This is a genomic window from Klebsiella planticola, assembly GCF_000783935.2.
Lineage (GTDB): Bacteria > Pseudomonadota > Gammaproteobacteria > Enterobacterales > Enterobacteriaceae > Klebsiella > Klebsiella planticola.
In genome coordinates, this window is the sequence record NZ_CP026047.1 from 5264850 (window position 1) to 5282891 (window position 18042).

Annotated in this window: 15 protein-coding genes; 5 read left to right on the plus strand and 10 right to left on the minus strand. The window is 54.0% G+C overall.

The window, feature by feature from the left end:
- Positions 1-31: 31 nt before the first annotated feature.
- On the plus strand, positions 32-1765 hold the full coding sequence (argS, locus tag MC50_RS25355; RefSeq protein ID WP_047665237.1) for an arginine--tRNA ligase: 1734 nt from the start codon (positions 32-34) through the stop codon (positions 1763-1765).
- 245 nt (positions 1766-2010) lie between these two features.
- On the opposite strand, the gene bglB is transcribed toward argS, so the two are convergent.
- The gene (gene bglB, locus MC50_RS25360; protein ID WP_032686909.1) at positions 2011-3150 is read right to left on the minus strand and encodes a beta-galactosidase BglB; all 1140 of its coding nucleotides are present in this window, start codon (positions 3148-3150) and stop codon (positions 2011-2013) included.
- Positions 3151-3154: 4 nt separating this feature from the next.
- Positions 3155-4738, minus strand: coding sequence for an MFS transporter (locus MC50_RS25365; RefSeq protein ID WP_032686908.1), 1584 nt, complete (start codon positions 4736-4738; stop codon positions 3155-3157).
- 360 nt (positions 4739-5098) lie between these two features.
- Here MC50_RS25365 and uspC point away from each other — a divergent pair, with 360 nt between their 5' ends.
- The gene (gene uspC, locus MC50_RS25370; RefSeq protein WP_047665240.1) at positions 5099-5527 is read left to right on the plus strand and encodes a universal stress protein UspC; all 429 of its coding nucleotides are present in this window, start codon (positions 5099-5101) and stop codon (positions 5525-5527) included.
- A 34-nt stretch (positions 5528-5561) separates the two neighbouring features.
- Here uspC and otsA read toward each other — a convergent pair whose 3' ends face one another.
- The 5 genes from otsA to MC50_RS25395 form a co-directional block, all read right to left on the minus strand.
- Positions 5562-6986: an alpha,alpha-trehalose-phosphate synthase gene (gene otsA / locus MC50_RS25375; protein ID WP_032686906.1), complete on the minus strand. Its 1425-nt coding sequence runs from the start codon at positions 6984-6986 to the stop codon at positions 5562-5564.
- Positions 6961-7764, minus strand: a complete 804-nt coding sequence (gene otsB / locus MC50_RS25380; RefSeq protein ID WP_032686905.1) for a trehalose-phosphatase — start codon at positions 7762-7764, stop codon at positions 6961-6963. Before otsB ends, otsA begins: the two co-directional genes overlap by 26 nt.
- A gap of 161 nt (positions 7765-7925) precedes the next feature.
- Complete coding sequence (gene araH, locus MC50_RS25385; RefSeq protein WP_032686903.1) at positions 7926-8906, minus strand: L-arabinose ABC transporter permease AraH; 981 nt, start codon at positions 8904-8906, stop codon at positions 7926-7928.
- A gap of 14 nt (positions 8907-8920) precedes the next feature.
- Complete coding sequence (gene araG, locus MC50_RS25390) at positions 8921-10435, minus strand: L-arabinose ABC transporter ATP-binding protein AraG (protein WP_032686902.1); 1515 nt, start codon at positions 10433-10435, stop codon at positions 8921-8923.
- Positions 10436-10497: 62 nt separating this feature from the next.
- Positions 10498-11478: an arabinose ABC transporter substrate-binding protein gene (locus MC50_RS25395; RefSeq protein ID WP_032686901.1), complete on the minus strand. Its 981-nt coding sequence runs from the start codon at positions 11476-11478 to the stop codon at positions 10498-10500.
- 893 nt (positions 11479-12371) lie between these two features.
- Between MC50_RS25395 and MC50_RS25405 the strand changes: the two genes are divergently transcribed.
- Both MC50_RS25405 and MC50_RS25410 read left to right on the plus strand, forming a co-directional pair.
- Positions 12372-12875 carry a non-heme ferritin-like protein gene (locus MC50_RS25405; RefSeq protein ID WP_032686900.1) on the plus strand — a complete coding sequence of 168 codons (504 nt, stop codon included), beginning with the start codon at positions 12372-12374 and terminating at the stop codon, positions 12873-12875.
- Between the two features lie 490 nt (positions 12876-13365).
- Complete coding sequence (locus MC50_RS25410) at positions 13366-14877, plus strand: MFS transporter (RefSeq protein WP_032686899.1); 1512 nt, start codon at positions 13366-13368, stop codon at positions 14875-14877.
- Positions 14878-14925: 48 nt separating this feature from the next.
- Here the strand turns inward: MC50_RS25410 and MC50_RS25415 are convergent, their stop codons facing one another.
- The gene (locus MC50_RS25415; protein ID WP_004864113.1) at positions 14926-15177 is read right to left on the minus strand and encodes a DUF2766 family protein; all 252 of its coding nucleotides are present in this window, start codon (positions 15175-15177) and stop codon (positions 14926-14928) included.
- 78 nt (positions 15178-15255) lie between these two features.
- Positions 15256-15339, minus strand: a complete 84-nt coding sequence (gene azuC, locus MC50_RS25420; RefSeq protein WP_015583995.1) for a stress response protein AzuC — start codon at positions 15337-15339, stop codon at positions 15256-15258.
- 207 nt (positions 15340-15546) lie between these two features.
- On the opposite strand from azuC, the gene MC50_RS25425 reads away from it, so the two are divergent.
- On the plus strand, positions 15547-16968 hold the full coding sequence (locus MC50_RS25425) for an MFS transporter (protein WP_032686898.1): 1422 nt from the start codon (positions 15547-15549) through the stop codon (positions 16966-16968).
- A 50-nt stretch (positions 16969-17018) separates the two neighbouring features.
- On the opposite strand, the gene MC50_RS25430 is transcribed toward MC50_RS25425, so the two are convergent.
- Positions 17019-17657 carry an RpiB/LacA/LacB family sugar-phosphate isomerase gene (locus MC50_RS25430; protein WP_004864120.1) on the minus strand — a complete coding sequence of 213 codons (639 nt, stop codon included), beginning with the start codon at positions 17655-17657 and terminating at the stop codon, positions 17019-17021.
- Positions 17658-18042: the final 385 nt, after the last annotated feature.

Here is an 18042-nt window from a genome sequence, read left to right on the forward strand (position 1 = left end):
GGTTATAGCGCCTTAAACGTAAGGTATTCCGGTGAATATTCAGGCTCTTCTCTCAGAAAAAGTCAGCCAGGCCCTGATCGCGGCAGGTGCGCCTGCCGATTGCGAACCTCAGGTCCGCCAGTCAGCAAAAATCCAGTTCGGCGACTATCAGGCCAACGGCGTGATGGCAGTAGCGAAAAAGCTGGGTATGGCGCCGCGACAACTCGCAGAGCAGGTACTGTCTCATCTCGACCTTAACGGGATTGCTAACAAGGTTGAAATCGCCGGGCCCGGCTTTATCAATATTTTCCTCGATCCGGCCTTTTTAGCGGAAAATGTGAACAGCGCGCTGGCGTCAGAGCGTCTGGGCGTCGCCCGGCCGCAGGCGCAAACTATCGTCGTTGACTACTCCGCGCCGAATGTCGCCAAAGAGATGCACGTCGGCCATCTGCGTTCCACCATCATCGGTGACGCTGCCGTCCGTACGCTTGAGTTCCTCGGTCATAAGGTGATCCGCGCGAACCACGTGGGCGACTGGGGCACTCAGTTCGGTATGCTGATCGCCTGGCTGGAAAAACAGCAGCAGGAAAGCGCCGGTGAAATGGCGCTGTCCGATCTCGAAGGCTTCTACCGCGATGCCAAAAAGCATTATGACGAAGATGAAGTCTTTGCCGAACGCGCCCGTAACTACGTAGTAAAACTGCAGGGCGGCGATACTTACTTCCTGGAGATGTGGCGCAAGCTGGTTGACATCACCATGACCCAAAACCAGATTACCTACGATCGTCTGAACGTCACCCTGACCCGCGATGACGTAATGGGTGAAAGCCTGTATAACCCGATGCTGCCAGGCATTGTTGCCGATCTGAAAGCTAAAGGTCTGGCCGTCGAGAGCGAAGGCGCAACCGTGGTGTTCCTTGATGAGTATAAAAACAAGGAAGGCGAACCGATGGGCGTCATCATCCAGAAAAAGGATGGCGGCTACCTCTACACCACGACCGATATCGCCTGTGCGAAGTATCGTTATGAAACGCTGCACGCCGACCGGGTACTCTACTACATCGATTCCCGTCAGCACCAGCACCTGATGCAGGCGTGGACGATCGTGCGTAAAGCGGGCTATGTGCCGGAATCCGTGCCGCTGGAACATCACATGTTCGGCATGATGCTGGGCAAAGATGGTAAGCCGTTCAAAACTCGCGCCGGGGGTACCGTGAAGCTGGCGGATCTGCTGGATGAAGCGCTGGAGCGCGCGCGCCGCCTGGTGGCCGAGAAGAATCCGGACATGCCTGCCGCTGAGCTGGAACAGCTGGCCAATGCGGTCGGTATTGGCGCAGTGAAGTATGCCGATCTGTCCAAAAACCGCACCACCGACTATGTATTTGACTGGGATAACATGCTGGCGTTCGAAGGCAACACCGCGCCGTATATGCAGTATGCCTATACCCGCGTGCTGTCCGTCTTCCGTAAAGCGGAAGTTGACGAGCAGGCGCTGGCTGCGGCGCCGGTGATCATTACCGAAGCGCGTGAAGCGCAGCTGGCCGCGCGCCTGCTGCAGTTCGAAGAGACGCTGACCGTTGTGGCCCGTGAAGGAACGCCGCACGTCATGTGCGCCTATCTCTACGATCTGGCCGGCCTGTTCTCCGGTTTCTACGAGCATTGCCCGATTATCACCGCCGAGAGCGATACCGCACGCAACAGCCGTCTGAAGCTGGCGCAGCTGACGGCCAGAACCCTGAAACAGGGCCTGGATACGTTGGGTATTGAAACCGTCGAGCGGATGTAAGTCAGACGGGTGATTTGTCGCCCCGGCAAGCCGCGCGCCGCCGGGGAATCGCCTGATGGCGCTGCGCTTATCAGGTCTGCAATCGTTTCACCTGGCATCGACGCCGTCGAACGTCGCTAAGAGCAAAACCCGGCCATGGCCGGGTTTTTGTATGCGGTTTTGTCACCCCGGCAAACCGTGCGCCGCCAGGGAAGTACCTGATGGCGCTGCGCTTTTCAGGCCTGCAAGGACGATCAAATCCTGTCTTAGAAGTATTTGCGCAAATACTCCGTCAGACACAGGATCGCCATTGCCTGACCATACGGCATTGAGGTCAGCGGGATCTCACGATAAAAGTCGAGATTGCCGCCCATCCCGGTACCAAACGAGGTCTGCAACAGCTCGCCTTCCGGGGAGATATTTTTCACCACCCCGCGAATCGCCTTCTCCGCCACCTCGGCATACTCCGCAGCAACATAGCGCTTACGCACCGCTTTCAGAATGCCATAGGCAAATCCGGCGGTGGCCGATGCTTCCAGGTACGAGTGCGGATCGTCCAGCAGCGTATGCCACAGGCCGCTGTCATCCTGACATTTTGCCAGCGCGGCAATTTGCGCGTTCAGCACCTGGATCAAATAGCGTCTGACCGCGCTGTGCTCAGGTAAATCAACCAGTTCAAGGAAATCGGGGATCACCATCGTCAGCCAGCTGTTACCCCGCGCCCAGCGAGCGCGGGCGAAGTTATGCTGACCGTCATAGCTCCAGCCGTGAAACCACAGCCCGGTTTCCCTATCCATCAGGTTCTGAACGTGAAGTAAAAACTGATACACCGCCTCTTCCACATACTGCGGACGATTGAGCAATTTTCCGATTTTAGCCAGCGGCAGTACGGTCATCATCAGCGTATCGTCCCACATCTGCTGATGGTTCTCTTCCGCCAGCGTGATGTGCTGCATTCCCCCATGCTCCGTGCGCGGCATCTCATGCATCGCCCACTCCGCCCAGCTCTCGAGCCAGGGCAGATATTCCGCTCTCCCGGTCTCTTCATAGCGCCAGGCCAGCGTCAGGAATGGCGCCATAGTATTCACGTTTTTCGTGGTCGCCCCTTCGGCGAAGCGGTCGGCAAACCAGCTGTCGATAATATCGCGCATCGCCGCATCCCCGGTCTGCTGGTAGTACTGATGAATACCGTACAAACCTACGCCATGCGTCCACTCCCAACCGGCCCACCCTTTGGTATCAATGACCCGCCCGTCGTCCAGCCGCAGCAGAAACGTCCCCGCGTCATCCCGAATATTGACCAGATTATGGGTCACTTTTTCGATCAGCGACTGCAGTTCATGGCGGCTGATAAAATGCGCCGGCTGACGCAGTAACGGGCTATGTTTGACAGGCCACACCTTCATCTCTCTACCCTCTGTTGTATGTCGATTTCATTTCAGCACCCTGCTTCAGCGATGGCGCGGCAGGTTTGTTGCGGTTCAGATAACCAATATTGTTATTTCCCCACAGCGTGTCGTACGGCATGCCGGCCAGCATCTCAACCACCGCGCGATCTTCCGCTGTCGTCAGCTCTGGCTGTGCGCAGCCCGCCCGACGCATTTTGAGCGTCTCCGCCCGCAGCACGCTATGCGTGGCAAGATTGAGCTTGAAGCGCAGGGAGACCAGGAAACCGCAGGCCAGCACCAACAGCGTGCCTACGCTCAGTATTAACAGGATGGTATGGCTCACTTCATAGGGCTGGGTCTTCTGCCCGGAAACAAACCCGGAGAGCTGCATAATAATGCCCACCAGCATAACCGCACCGGCCTGAGAGGCTTTGCGCGTCAGGGTCATAATGCCGGCAAAAATCCCTTCCCGGCGCTGTCCGGTAATGACCTCATCCACATCCGCGATATAGGTGTAGGTATTCCATGGTACGTAGTTGATTCCGCCACGACCCAGTCCCGCGATGGCAGAGACCAACAGCAGCAGCGAGTAGACATCGCTCAGCCCGGCGTAATAGAGAATCGCGTAGGACAATGAGCTCAGACCAAATAGCACCACCACCATACGATAGGAAGGGGCGGGCCCGAAGCGAATACAGAGCGGAATCATGGCGATAACGGCAATAAACTGGAAGATAGCCATCGTGCCCAGCAGGTTGGACGCCATTGAGGCCTCCTGCATCAGCACAAACACCACGTAGTAGGTAAAAACGGCATTAAAGACGTCTTGGGCGATATAGCCGCCAAGGTACATCCCCAGGTGCTGGCGGAAAATCTTAATCCGCAGCGTCGAACTCAGCTCAATAAACAGGCGGTTGAGGCTCTGAGCCAGAGACAAATGGCGCTTCTCTTCTTCCGCCCGCAGTGCGGCCTCCGACCACTCTTCCCGCGGACGTTCCCAGGTAAAGAACCAGACGAAAGTCAGCATCAGCGCGCATAGCACGGAGAACACGAGGCTTGCGTAGAAAAAGGAAACCGCATTGTCCTTTCCAAACTGGGTCAGCAGAATGCCCGGCAGGAATGACGCCAGAATGGCCGACATCTGCGCCATCGAAATACGCGCGCCGGAGAATTTGGTTTTTTGTTTAAAATCATCCGTCATTTCCGGTACCAGCGTTTCATACGGCACCAGAATCATGGTGTAGACGATATCGAACAGCAGATAGGTGAGCAGGTAATACCAGAATCCCATATCGCCAACCCACATGATGGAGTAGCTGAACACGCAGGGGATGCCGAGCAGAATAAAGAATTTACGTCGGCCAAAGCGTTTGCCGAGCCACGTTGTGCCGAAGTTATCGGTCAGAAAGCCCATCAGCGGGCTGATCACCGCGTCCAGCACCCTTGCTGTGGCAAAAATCAATGTTGCTTCAATGGGGGAAAGGCCGCAGAAGGTGGTGTAGAAGTAGAGTAGCCAGGCCGCGGTCAGTGCGGTTGTCCCGGCGCCAAGGAAGTCGCCCGAGCCATAGGCCAGATAATTAACTAAACCGATTTTACGTGTTTTCATCGCCGTAAATCCTGTGTCTTTTTTTTAGTGAACTCCGACAAGCTTTCTGGCTTAGCCAAAAGGGAGTGGATACACGGCTACAGTAGAAGTATAGGAAAAGGGTTACCTTTTCATTTTTGCCAGCCCGCTCCCGTCCATGGCAAAAATACAAAGAGTCGACGGACAGGCATCACCTATTTATAAAACGACATTTCCTTTATAACAAAACGCATGACCAAAAATAAAATCTGGCAGGCAAAAACGTGATTTATCTCCACCAGAAATCAGTCGTTTAATGTGTGATGAACAGGTCTTGCGGGAGATAAAAAATGAGAGTAAAGAAAGTATGAAGGGTTATTTCGCGTATCTGAAGGAGGCCTGATGTCTTATTCTCATCTGCTCGTTGCCGTCGCCCCAACGCCGGAAAGCCGCGTGCTTATCAATAAGGCGGTCTCGATCGCACGCCCGCTGGATGCCAAAGTCAGTCTGATCACGCTGGCCACCGACCCGGAGTTATATAACCAGTTTGCTGCGCCGATGCTGGAAAACCTGCGGGACTTGATGCATGAAGAAACGCGAGATTTTCTCTCCGGACTGGCGAAAGAAGCCGATTACCCTATCGACAACGTGACGATCGCCAGCGGCGAACTTAGCCACCACATCAAGGATTTTTGCCGGCAGCATCACGTGGATCTGGTGATATGCGGCAATCACAACCACAGCCTGTTTTCGCGCGCCACCTGCTCGGCAAAAAGCATCGTCGGCAGCAGTGGCGTAGACGTTTTACTGGTCTCCCTGGAAAAAGGCTGACGCCTTTGGCGTCAGCCTTTTTCCTCTCACCGCGCTATGCCAGTTTGGGGAAAGTCGAGACTTTGCGTTGCAATCGGCTCTCCTCACTACGCGGTTCTACCTGCTGCAAATCGCTGATAAACCGCTCCTGCCAACGATGAATATCGTTATCCTTGATTACCGCCAGCATCTCCGCATGACGCGCAATGCGCTCCGCCAGCGGCATCGTCAGACCGCGATCCAGCGCCGCGGCCACTTCGTCGCGATCGTAGGGATTGACGATCAGCGCACTGGTCAGCTCATTCGCCGCCCCGGCAAACTGCGACAGGACCAGCACACCGGGGTTCTGCGGATCCTGGGCAGCAATAAACTCTTTTGCCACCAGATTCATGCCGTCGCGGAGAGGCGTCACTAACCCGACATCGGAATAGCGGAAGATCTTCATCAACAGTTTGCGTTCAAAATGTTGATTCAGGTAGTACAGCGGCGTCCAGCCCAGCTGTCCGTACTGGCCATTGATTCTGCCGCTGGCGGTCTCCAGCTGGTGGCGAATATCCTGATAGGCCTGCACTTCGCCGCGGGAGGTCGGCGCAATCTGCGTATAGCGGATCTTGCCATGATGCTGCGGGTATTTCTCCAGCAGGGCTTCATAGGCGAGAAAGCGCTCCGGCAGGCCTTTAGAGTAATCCAGTCGCTCGACGGAGAAGATATTTTTTACCCCGTTAAGCTCGCTTTTCAGCTGTGCCAGTTTGGGCGGCAGCGGCCCTTTCGCACTTCGTGCAATCTCGTCAGGATCGATGCCTATCGGGTAAACCTCGGTGCGGAAATGTTTGCCCCATGCCTCATGGTGTCGACCCTCTCGCGTCACCACCCGGGTCTGTAGCGAGACGCTATCAAGAAACGCCAGCCTGTCGTTATCGGTCTGGAAGCCAAGCAGATCGTAGTCACAGAGCTGCTCAAGAAGCTCGGCATGCGGAGGCAGCGCGTTAAAAATCTCAGGCGTCGGGAACGGAATGTGCAAAAAGAAACCGATACGGTTATTGACCCCGAGCTTGCGCAGCTCGCTGGCAAAAGGCAGCAGATGATAATCATGAATCCACAAAATATCATCGGGCTCAATCAGCGGCAGAAGCTTTTTCGCCAGGTTGGCATTGACCCGCAGATAGCCGTCCCATGACGGACGCTGGAAGTCCACCAGATCCAGGCGATAGTGGAATGCGGGCCACAGCACGGCGTTGGAAAACTGGTTGTAGTATTCGTCATGATCCCGTTCATTGAGCGTAAACGAGGCCCAGGTGATATTGCCTCGCGTCACCGTGTTTAGCGGCTTCTGGTCATCCCCAATTTCTCCGCTCCAGCCAAACCATAATCCACCGGCGGCCTTCAGTGCGCCCAAAATGCCCACGGCCAGGCCACCCGCGCTGGCCTTTTTATCATCCGGTGGCGCAATACGATTAGATATTACGACTAAGCGCCCCATAACCCTCCCTCCTGTCATTTTGCGCATCAGGTTGTTGCTTATTATTTGCGATGCTGATTAACCAATGCTGAACGGCCGCGACATCCGGCAGACGCCATTGCGCCTGGGTGTCGCCCTTGCCCACTTTTACCGACATGCCGCCGAGTTGATTCACGACGCTGAACCCGGCTTCGTCCGTCAAATCGTCGCCAACGAATACCGGTTTGCGCCCCTGAAACGGCGCCTCCTGCATAAACGTCGCAATCGCTTCCCCTTTATTAACCCCACGCGGCTTAATCTCCACCACGCACTTACCCAACTGCAATGCGAGGATGGGGTAACGTTTGACAATCCCCTGCGCCAGCGACAGCGCCGCGCTCTGGTACGCCGGCGCCTGGCGATAGTGCAGCGCAAACGCCATGCCTTTGTGTTCCAGTTCACACCCCGGCATCGTCTCCAGCGCCGCCCGCAGCTGCTCATCCAGTTCCCGGAGCAGCGCATCAGGAAGCGTGACGATGTGCGTTTTACCATTGATATCGCGGCGTTCTGCCCCGTGAACACCGGCCAGCGGCAGCCGGTATGGATGGGTAAGCGCATCAAGCTCAACCATTGAGCGCCCTGAAATCAATGCCACCGCCCCACTATGCTGGTGCGCAAGCTGCCGCAACGCCTGAAGCGCCGGTGTGGGGATAACAACCTGATCGGGATGAGGTTTGATATCGGCAAGCGTGCCGTCGAGGTCAAAGAAAAATGCATGATGTTCGGTTGGCACAGGCGGTACAGATATCTTGTCAGCCACCCTGTTCTCCTCCTTTCATGGCCAGCGCAACGCTGGTTGTTAACGGATTGTTAGCCATGTAAGTATAGACAGTGTGACCGGGATCGCCATTTTTGATAGCTATCGCCAGCGCAGCGGGCGCTGGCGATAATCAGGGATTAGACTAAAAGGTTGGGGGATTATTATGCAGCCCGTTTTGCTTTTTGTTTATAACGGTCGAAGATAACCGCCGCCAGCAGAATCACCCCGCGCACCACGTACTGAGAGAACGGCGAGATATTGAGCAGGTTCATGGCGTTCTCTACGGTGCCGAGGATCAGGATCCCGGCGACCACATAAGAGATCTTGCCGATCCCGCCTTTCAGCGACACGCCGCCGAGCACGCAGGCTGAAATGACGATCAGCTCATAGCCAATCGAGGTCATCGGCTGGCCGCTGGTCATACGCGAGGCGAGAATGATCCCCGCGGCGGCAGAAACCAGGCCTGAGATCACGAAAATAATGATTTTGGTCCGCACCACCGGCACCCCCGCCAGCCGGGCCGCCTCTTCATTGCCACCGATAGCCAGCGTATTGCGGCCAAAGGTGGTTTTGTTGAGCAGTAAACCAAAAACAATCAGGCAGGCGACGGTCAGCCAGATGGGAGCCGGCAGGCCAAACCAGTTGGCATAACCTAAGGTAAAGAAGCGCTCATCTTCAATGCCGACCGCCTTCCCGTCGGAGATAATATACGCCAGGCCGCGCACAATCTGCATGGTGGCCAGCGTCGTGATCAGGGCGTTAATTTTCAGCCGGGCAATCACGAAGCCGTTAACCAGCCCGCTGATTGCCCCCAGCAGCAGACCGGCGGCAATCCCTATCCACATGCTTTCCGTCAGATTAATCACCACTGCCGTGGTTACGCCGGCGCAGGCGATGACCGATGCCACCGACAGATCAAAATCCCCGGATGCCAGGCAAAACAGCATGCCGCAGGCCACCATACCGGACATTGAAATCGCCAGCCCCAGCCCTTTCATATTGATAAACGAGGCAAAATTGGGCACAAAAATCACGCAGCCGATAAACAACACGGCAAAAACAACCAACATGCCAAACTGATCCCAGATTCGGGCAAAGCTCAACGAAGTCTGGCGGGCATTAGGGGTAGTAACAGAGGACATCATTGACTCCTTACTCAGGCGACCGCCTGGCTCACTTTTGGCATCGCAAGGCTTAACGCCTGCTGTTCATTGGCATCGTCATGCAGCAGTTCGCCCGCCACCTCACCTTCGCGCATCACCACGATACGATCGGCCACGCCGAGCACTTCGGGCAAATCGCTGGAGGCGAAAACGACGGCGACACCGGAGGCCGCCAGGGCATAGATAACGTTATAAATTTCATGCTTCGCGCCCACATCAATGCCGCGGGTCGGCTCATCCAGCAGGATCACTTTCATCTCTTCCGACAGCCAGCGTCCCAGAATCGCCTTCTGCTGGTTGCCGCCGGAGAGATTCATAATCAGCTGTTCGGGGCCAGGGGTTTTAATATTGAGCGACTGAATATGCCGATCGGCGTTGTGCGCTTCCCAGCCGTTGTTAATGATACAGCCCGCGTGAATATGCCGGCGACGCGCGCTGATATTGATATTGTCGCGTACGGAATGGACCGGAATAATGCCCTCCGCTTTGCGGTCTTCCGGGCACAGCATCATTCCGGCCGCGATGGCCTGTGCCGGTTTGCGAATATCGATCGCCTGCCCGTCGATATACACCTGACCGCCGGTAATACGGGTTCCGCCAAACAACCCTTTCATCAGCTCGCTGCGCCCGGCCCCGACCAGCCCGAACAGGCCGACGATTTCCCCGCTGCGCACCGACAGATCTACCGGCGTGCGGACGCCGGGCGCTTTGACCTGCTGCAGGCGCAGACGCTCTTTGCCATACTCACGCGGTTTCCAGCCGTAAACATCGCCCAGCTCGCGTCCGACCATCGCCTGCACCAGCGCGTCATGACTCACCGCCTGCATATCATCGAAGGTGCGTACGTAGCGGCCATCTTTAAATACGGTGATCGCATCGCTGAGCGCAAAAATCTCCTCCATGCGGTGCGAAACATAAATAATTACCCGCCCTTCCTCGCGCAATTCGCGGATAACGCGAAACAGATGGTCGATCTCGCGCGCCGAAAGAGAACTGGTCGGTTCATCAAAGGCGATGACCTTTGCGTTACGGGTGAGCGCCTTGGCAATCTCTACCATCTGCCACTGGCCGATAGAGAGGTATTTCAACGGCGTTTCCGGGTCGATATCCAGTCCCAGATGTTCCAGCTGCAGCCGCGCTTCGTAGTTGAGCAGCGAGCGGTTCACTAACCCGTACTTATGCGGGATTTGGCCGAGGTAGATATTTTCCGCGACGGTCATTTCCGGAATCAGGTGCAGCTCCTGATAAATAATTGCCACTCCGGCGTTAAGCGCTTCGGTGGTGTGGCTGAATACGCGCGGCTGGCCACCTATCAGCAGGTCGCCGGCGGTGGGGATATAGTTGCCGCTGAGAATCTTCAGCAGCGTCGATTTTCCGGCACCATTTTCCCCCATCAGGGCGTGGATCTGTCCGCTGTAGCAGTCAAAGCTAATATCGGAGAGCGCCTTTACGCCGGGAAAGGTCATGGTAATGCCGCGAAATGAGAGATAAGGGGTAGACTGTTGCATAACAACTCCGCTCTTCTATGCTCAGCCTCCCACAGCGTGCGGGAGGCAGGGTCAACCAGGCCTTACAGCCCTTTTTTCGCCAGCTCTTCTTTGAAGTTGTCGCGCGTGATCAGCACCACATCGGTGACCGCCGTGAATTTCGGCGGTTCTGCGCCTTTGGTCACCCAGTTGTAGAGCATCTCGCTGGTTTTATATCCGTGGATATCCGGGCTAGGCAGCAGAGAGCCGTAGAAACCGGTCGCCTGCGCTTTTGAGAGTTCGTTAACCGCATCCACACCATTAATGCCAATGCCAATCACATCTCCGGCTTTAAAGCCCTGACCTTCGGTGGCGCGCACGCCGCCCAGCACGGTATTGTCATTCATCCCCACGATCAGCCAGTGCTTCACCTGAGGATGCTGCACCAGCATCGAGTTACCGGCGTCGAAGGCGCCCGGAATATCGTTGGATTTAGTCGGAACGCGGTAGATCTGTTTGTCCGGGAAACCGGCCGCTTTCAGCGCATCGATGGAACCCGTGGTACGGCGACGGGCGGTATCGAGTTCATCGGCGGTAATCGCCATCACGCCGGTATCCTTCACATCCCAGCCGCGTTTTTGCATCTCTTTGTACAGCTCCTGACCCTGACGGGCGCCAATTTCACTGGCGGCCATCATCACCAGCGGTACGCTCTCCATCGGTTTACCTTTCGCATTAACGAACTGGTCATCGACGGTGATGACTTTCATATCGTATCCGCGCGCTTTGGCGACAATCGCCGAGCCGAGTTTCGGGTCAGGTGTGCAGATAACGAAGCCTTTTGCCCCGCTGGCCGCCAGGCTGTCGATGGCATTGAGGGTTTTCTCACCATCCGGGACCGCAATTTTAATCACCTCAAAGCCCAAATCTTTGCCGGCCTTATCGGCAAATTTCCACTCGGTTTGAAACCAGGGTTCTTCCGGTTGTTTCACCAGAAATCCGAGTTTAAGCGTTTCAGCCATAGCTGATTGTGACATAACCGCAGCGAGACCGATCGCCGCCAGCGCTTTAGTAAATTTGTGCATGGTAAACTCCAGCTTTATTTCGCTTTTCTGTAGGGAAGTATCGGACTTAATTTTTTTATCGGACGTAAAACAAGGCATTAGAAAAATTGCACACCGCACTGCCGTTGTTCATTAAGTAATAACCGGAAATCAATTCTCCATACGAGAGCATTATCACATCGCGGAATTACAGTAATTGCGTGCATAGATTTAGCGAAAAATGACATAAAAAAAGAGCCAATTGTCAGACAATTAGCTCTGCATATAGCAATATTATCCATATCATCAGCAGACTTATCCTTGTGGCTACCGCCGTCCCCCTTTCAAGGGATTTGCCGAAGGCGCTGCGCCCCCCTTCTTCAGCCGTTTCCCTTAGCGATTCGACTTCTCACAAGATGAAATATCGCTCAGGGGAATTTTATTACCGTTAATAACAGAATATACCTCACCCCCCCATTTATCTGCTCCTGTAAAAATGACGTCACTGCCCTTTCCCGTGATTTCTTTTTTACCGAATGGTTGATGCGACATGACCGAATTATGAATCCAGGATTAAATTCATATTTAATTAATATGTCGTAGACATCATCCATATCACAAAAAATTCCGGCAAAATAAATTCAATAAAATCATAATGATATAGACATTTAAATCAAAAAACAGACAAAGACAACACACTTTATAAGGATGTTGTAACGAAACGTAAACAGACGCACTTGAGAGTTTTCTTAGTCTACTATTAAGGGTATTCTATATATATCGGCAGGCGCTAATTAATTACCGATACACATAGGGAAAGTGCAAATTCATTATTTTGCCGACAATGTTACGCGTAAAGAGTCTCGCATTTTATCGTTCACCGGCGAAGATTCCCGACGCGTGAATGATATCTCCAGCTTAATAAGGATATTTTTATGGTCGTTCCAGGAATGGCTCAAAAACTCAATAATCAGATGAACCTTGAGTTTCATGCCTCAAATTTATATCTGCATCTCAGCGAATGGTGCGAACAGCACCGTCTGAACGGCACCGCCATCTTTTTGCGCTCCCGGGCACAATCGCACGTGACGCAGATGATGCGCGTATTCGATTTTATGAAGACCGGCGGAAACTGGCCGATCGTCAAAAACGAAGGCAGTTACCACCATAACTGTCACTCCCTCGAAGATCTGTTTACCACCACCCTGGCCGATTATGAACAGCGTAGCAGCATGCTGTCCGGGCTGACCGAAGAAGCTAAAGCGCAATGTGACGACACCACCTGGCGCTTCCTGACGCTGCTAGAGAAAGAGCAGCAGCAGGACGGCGTACTGCTGCAAAGCGTGCTTGAAGAGGTCCGTAATGCGGATAAAGCCGGCCTGGGTATGCTGCAGACCGATCGCCGCCTGCTCAGTCTGGTGACACGTCGCCAGGATTAAGGCCGCAGCGGCGGGCACCACATCCGCCGTTCCCTCCGTGAGGCTCAATCCTGAGGGAACGGCTTCAGCGCCGCATGATAGTACTCACCCTGACTGGCGTAACCGCGCAGCGATGGCAATTAACCCCGCGCGGAGATGTCCTGCAAACGCTTCTGGCCACAGATCCGCATCGCGGATAAACGACACAAGGTCATCAATCCCCCGCTTCACGCCCCCGACCATCGTGAATAACGTTCCAGCGTTCGCTATTTCTAAACATCATTTCCAGCGCTCAGGCGCCGTTCTTATTCCTGAAAAGCATTAAAAACTTTTAAGCCGATCGCATTCCTGCCCCAGGAAAGCGCGCAGCGGATGATTAGTGACGACGATCACTTTTCGTCATCGACTTTAAGAATATAAAAACAGCGTTTCAAAAATTTAAAACATGGGGTTTATATTAATGGCAAGATACGCGGCTTCAACCTCACAAGGGTTGCAGGGAAGACCGATTTTGTTACGCCATCAGCTCGCCTACGGCGGCGGTAATTTGCTGGGGAGCGGCGCGCTGGCGATCAGCGGCGCCTGGCTACTTTATTTCTACACCACCTTCTGCGGACTGACGCTGATTGAAGCGTCGTTTATTTTTTCCGTCGCCAGCATCATCGATGCGATCAGCAACCCGTTAATGGGTTACCTGACCGATAACTTCGGTAAAACTCGGCTCGGCAAACGCTTCGGACGCCGACGTTTCTTTTTATTGATCGGCATACCACTGATGATGTTTTACCCGCTGCTGTGGGTTGAGGGGCTTGGTTTCTGGTACTACCTCTGCACCTACGTCGTCTTTGAGATTATTTATACCTCAGTCATGGTGCCTTATGAAACCTTAGCCACTGAAATGACCGACGACTTCTCATTACGCTCTAAACTGACCGGCTATAAAGCCATTTTCGGCAAGCTCGCCAACTTCCTCGCGGCATTCATCCCTGGTCAGTTTATCCTGTTGTACGGCAAAGACTCCGCCACACCGTTCTTCCTGACCGGGCTGACCTACGGCGCTATTCTGATTATCGCCATCTCCTGCCTGTGGTTTTGCAGCTGGGAGCGTCCGCGTGAAGAAGAAGTTCGCGTGAGCGAGAAAAAAGGCCTGTTCTCGACCCTGCTGATGCTGGCGAAGGATATGCGTTCGACCTTCTATCTACGCGTGTTCCGCAAACATCTTGGGATGTATCTCTGCGGTTTCGGCGCAGAATGGCTGTTTGCCTCGATCTTTACCTACTTCGTTATCTTTGTCCTGCAGCACGATCCGGCGATGGTTGCCGGGCTGAACAGCCTGAACTCGATTCTGCAGCTGCTCTCTACGGCGCTGTTTATCGGCCTGTGCGTGAAAAAGGGGTTCAGCAAGCCCTATATTCTGGCGCTGAGCATCGTGATTTTCTCCGTGTTGCTGTACACCTCGCTGTGGTTTTTCCATCTGCCTGCCCATCTGGCAACCATCCTGATGTTTGGGATCACGGTGCTGTTTGGCCTGGGTACCGGCGGCGTGTACTACATTCCATGGACCGTTTACACCTTCCTCGCCGATGTTGATGAGATCTATACCGGCCGCCGCCGCGAAGGGATTTACGCGGGTGCCATGACCTTCTCCGGAAAAATCCTGCGTTCGATTATTGTCTTCACGATGGGAGCCATTCTCAGCTTCTACGGGTTCCAGTCTAAAGCGCATACGCAACCAGAAAGCGCCGTGACCGCCATTGCGGTGGTGTTCTGTAGCGGCGTGATCCTGCTGGCGCTGGCGGCCATTGTCTTCAGCAAGCAGATGAAACTGGATCGCAAAGCGCACCTGGTCGTACTGCAGGAAGTGGCGCGGATTAAAGCCGGCGGTAAGGTTAGCGATATTCCGCCCGATGTGCGCATCATTGTGGAGGATTTAGTCGGCCACCGTTATGAAGAGTGCTGGGGCAACAGTAAGCTCTTTAAGGATCAGCAGCCGGCGCCGGCAAGGACCGCTATCTCTCATTAACGTCTGGTTCTCGCCCCGCCATCGACAACGATAGCGGGGCGAAACAACTTAGTGTGCTTCACCCTGCGGCGTAAACTTAAGCTCAATCAGCGCAATCGCTTTTTGAACCGCGCGCAGCGTCACCGGATCGGCCGACGCCGGATGGCTGGCAAAATCGATGGCTTTCAGTTGGGTGGTCATTTTTTCGCGCACTTCAACAGGGGCGATGACATCAATGACGTCGAGAATCTGTTTGATAACCAACTGGCAGGCGACAACGTCAGAAACCAGTTCGTCTTGTTCGGTGAGATGTTGAGACATTTATTACTCCTTTTTCGAGGAGCGTAATAGTAACCTAAATCCCGAGAGATAAAAAAACCTGCCGCAGCAGGTTTTTTATCAGAACATACCGGCAGGCGGTACATCTTTGAATGTTTTGCAGTACTGCTCGAACATGCTCTTCAGAATTTTGCGCAGTTTCATGAAGCGACTCCGGTTTTGTTATGCAGGTGTTACTGTTGATGGGCTTATAATATGACTTGCATCACATAAATCAATAAAAATATGCGGTAACTCACAATTTTTTCACAAAAATAATTTATAAATTAAACAAAAATGAGGGAAATCGCAGAGTTAAGAGCCTGCCGGTTTTTCCTGCGATCAGAACCTCACCAGCCGATGGCAGACACAATGAGTACAGATATCTCTTCACGAGAAGGCCGCGCCTTCTCCGCTCCCGCGCTGCTGGTTGCCGGGGCATTTTTCATGGAGTTTCTTGACGGGACGGTAATCGCTACCGCGCTGCCGGACATGGCAAAGGATTTTGGCATTGCGGCGGTTGACCTGAATATCGGTATCAGCGCCTACCTGATTACGCTGGCGGTATTGATCCCGGCCAGCGGCTGGATTGCCGATCGCTTCGGCGCGCGTCAGATCTTCACGCTGGCGTTGGCCATTTTTACGCTGGCCTCAGTTTTTTGCGGCTTTGCCAGCAACGTGGACACCTTTGTCGCTATGCGTATCCTTCAGGGGATGGGTGGCGCGCTGATGGTGCCCGTCGGCCGTCTGGCGGTGCTGCGGACCACGCCAAAAGATCAGCTCATCAAAGCCATTGCCACATTGACATGGCCGGCGCTGGTGGCGCCGATCATCGGTCCACCGCTGGGTGGCTTTATTACCCGCTATGCCAGCTGGCACTGGATATTCTTTATTAATGTTCCTCTGGGATTGATAGCCATTGCGCTGTCGCTGCGTATTATTCCCGCTATCCGCGAAGAGGAGCGACGTCCCTTTGACCTTCCCGGCTTCTTTGCGACATCGGTTGCCATGGTGAGCCTGGTGAGCGCCATGGAGTTGCTTGGCGATACCCGGCCGCAAGGCTGGGCAACCCTGCTCCTGCTGGGGCTCGGTACAGGATGCATGCTGTTCGCTCTGCGCCATTTCCGCCGGGCAGAGTGGCCGATGGTGCGTCTGGATGCGCTACAGGTGCCCACCTTTCGGGTTACGATGTACGGAGGGTCGCTTTTCCGCGCTTCCATCAGCGCCGTTCCCTTTCTGTTGCCGCTGCTGTTTCAGGTCGGCTTTGGTATGGATCCTTTCCATTCCGGGCTGCTGGTGCTGGCGGTGTTTGTCGGCAACTTCACCATTAAACCCGCGACCACCCCGCTCATTCGTTGGCTCGGCTTCCGTCGGCTACTGTTGATAAACGGGGCGCTAAACGTCATCTCACTGCTCGCCTGTGCTTTTTTAACGCCGCAGACCCCGATCTGGCTCATTTGCATGATCCTGTACCTCGGCGGCGTATTCCGCTCGATTCAGTTTACCGGCGTGAGCACGCTTGCTTTTGCCGATGTTCCGCCCGCGCAGATGAGCTACGCCAATACGTTGTTCAGTACCGCGTCGCAGCTGGCCGTGGGTCTGGGGATCACGCTCGGCGCGATCGGCATTCGCATGGGTGAAAAAGCCAGTGAGTGGTTAAGCCTGACGGCAGTGCCGGGAATCAGCTTCCGGCTCTCCTTCGTCTTTATTGCCTTCATTTGTCTGGTGGGAATGGTGGATAGTTTGCGGTTGAGTAAAGATGCCGGCAGCAGCGTCTCGGAGAGAAAAAAATAAAAGTAAAAAGGCCAGCGGAAGCTGGCCTTATTGGAAAAAAAACCGAGGGCTTAGCCGACTATCTGGCGGACAAAAGCTTCGATCTCTTTATCCTGGCAGTTCTCGAAGAAGCACTGCTGGAAACGCGGGCCGGAGACAGCCGTTTTGACCAGTTCCGGATCGATAGCGCGCAGAGTATCCAGATAGTTATCTTTCACCACGGCAGCTTTCACCGTATTCAGGATCCCGGCATTACGCACCTGCGGCTCCTTGCGCTCCGGCGGGTAACCTTCGCCATTGCGACCGGTGAAGGCTTTTTCAAAAATAAAGCGCACGTTCAGCTCGGCGCCCCAGCCAAAACCTTTGGCAAAAGGCAGGGACAGCGCGTTACCGTTATTAATCTGCGCAAACAGGAAGGCATCAGCCGGATCAATACAGTAGCCGCACACCACGCCAGGGTGGATATTCAGCGACATCAGCGCTCCCTGCCCGGTACCACAGCCGGTTACCACGAAATCAACCGCTTTCGAATTCAACAGAATGCTGGCCATAATGCCCAGATGAATATAGGTCAGATGATGATCGTGCTCATCGCTCATCCCGACGTTGTATACCGGGAACCCTTTTTCATCGGCAACGGCGTTTAGCTCGTTGAGGATGATGGCGTTTTTGCTGGCCTGGCTGTTTTCCATCATCAGTGCAATTTTCATGCTTTACTCTCCTGAATGCTGCGCGGGCGCTCCCGCGATAGTTCGTTAGCGTTATGATGGACTCTACTACTTAACAAACACACTTTCAAATTTTATGAAAAGTTGTTTTATAAATTACGTAGCGCTTCACATTTTTCGCCTTTGGCCTGCCGCCTCCCGGTGCCAGCCGCCACAGGTAGCGACGAAGTCCGCTGCCTGGCAGCCCATCTTCCAGCCAACGCCAGACACCTTATTTCTGTTTTATATTTTGATAGTACGAACTGGCTAAAATATTAAACAGAAACCATTCTCATTACATATTAAATTGCCAATGCGTTTTATTCCCATTTTCATTTTTAATAAATAAGTTTTTTAATTTACTTTTTGCAAATAAATTAATAACAAA

Excerpts from the sequence above, each read along its gene's own strand:
- MC50_RS25425 (WP_032686898.1), top strand. The coding sequence starts at position 15,547 with ATGAGTACAGATATCTCTTCACGAGAAGGCCGCGCCTTCTCCGCTCCC.
- araG (WP_032686902.1), bottom strand. The coding sequence starts at position 10,435 with ATGCAACAGTCTACCCCTTATCTCTCATTTCGCGGCATTACCATGACC.
- MC50_RS25430 (WP_004864120.1), bottom strand. The coding sequence starts at position 17,657 with ATGAAAATTGCACTGATGATGGAAAACAGCCAGGCCAGCAAAAACGCC.
- MC50_RS25415 (WP_004864113.1), bottom strand. The coding sequence starts at position 15,177 with ATGTCTCAACATCTCACCGAACAAGACGAACTGGTTTCTGACGTTGTC.
- azuC (WP_015583995.1), bottom strand. The coding sequence starts at position 15,339 with ATGAAACTGCGCAAAATTCTGAAGAGCATGTTCGAGCAGTACTGCAAA.
- uspC (WP_047665240.1), top strand. The coding sequence starts at position 5,099 with ATGTCTTATTCTCATCTGCTCGTTGCCGTCGCCCCAACGCCGGAAAGC.
- araH (WP_032686903.1), bottom strand. The coding sequence starts at position 8,906 with ATGTCCTCTGTTACTACCCCTAATGCCCGCCAGACTTCGTTGAGCTTT.
- bglB (WP_032686909.1), bottom strand. The coding sequence starts at position 3,150 with ATGAAGGTGTGGCCTGTCAAACATAGCCCGTTACTGCGTCAGCCGGCG.
- MC50_RS25395 (WP_032686901.1), bottom strand. The coding sequence starts at position 11,478 with ATGCACAAATTTACTAAAGCGCTGGCGGCGATCGGTCTCGCTGCGGTT.
- MC50_RS25405 (WP_032686900.1), top strand. The coding sequence starts at position 12,372 with ATGGTCGTTCCAGGAATGGCTCAAAAACTCAATAATCAGATGAACCTT.
- otsA (WP_032686906.1), bottom strand. The coding sequence starts at position 6,986 with ATGGGGCGCTTAGTCGTAATATCTAATCGTATTGCGCCACCGGATGAT.
- MC50_RS25365 (WP_032686908.1), bottom strand. The coding sequence starts at position 4,738 with ATGAAAACACGTAAAATCGGTTTAGTTAATTATCTGGCCTATGGCTCG.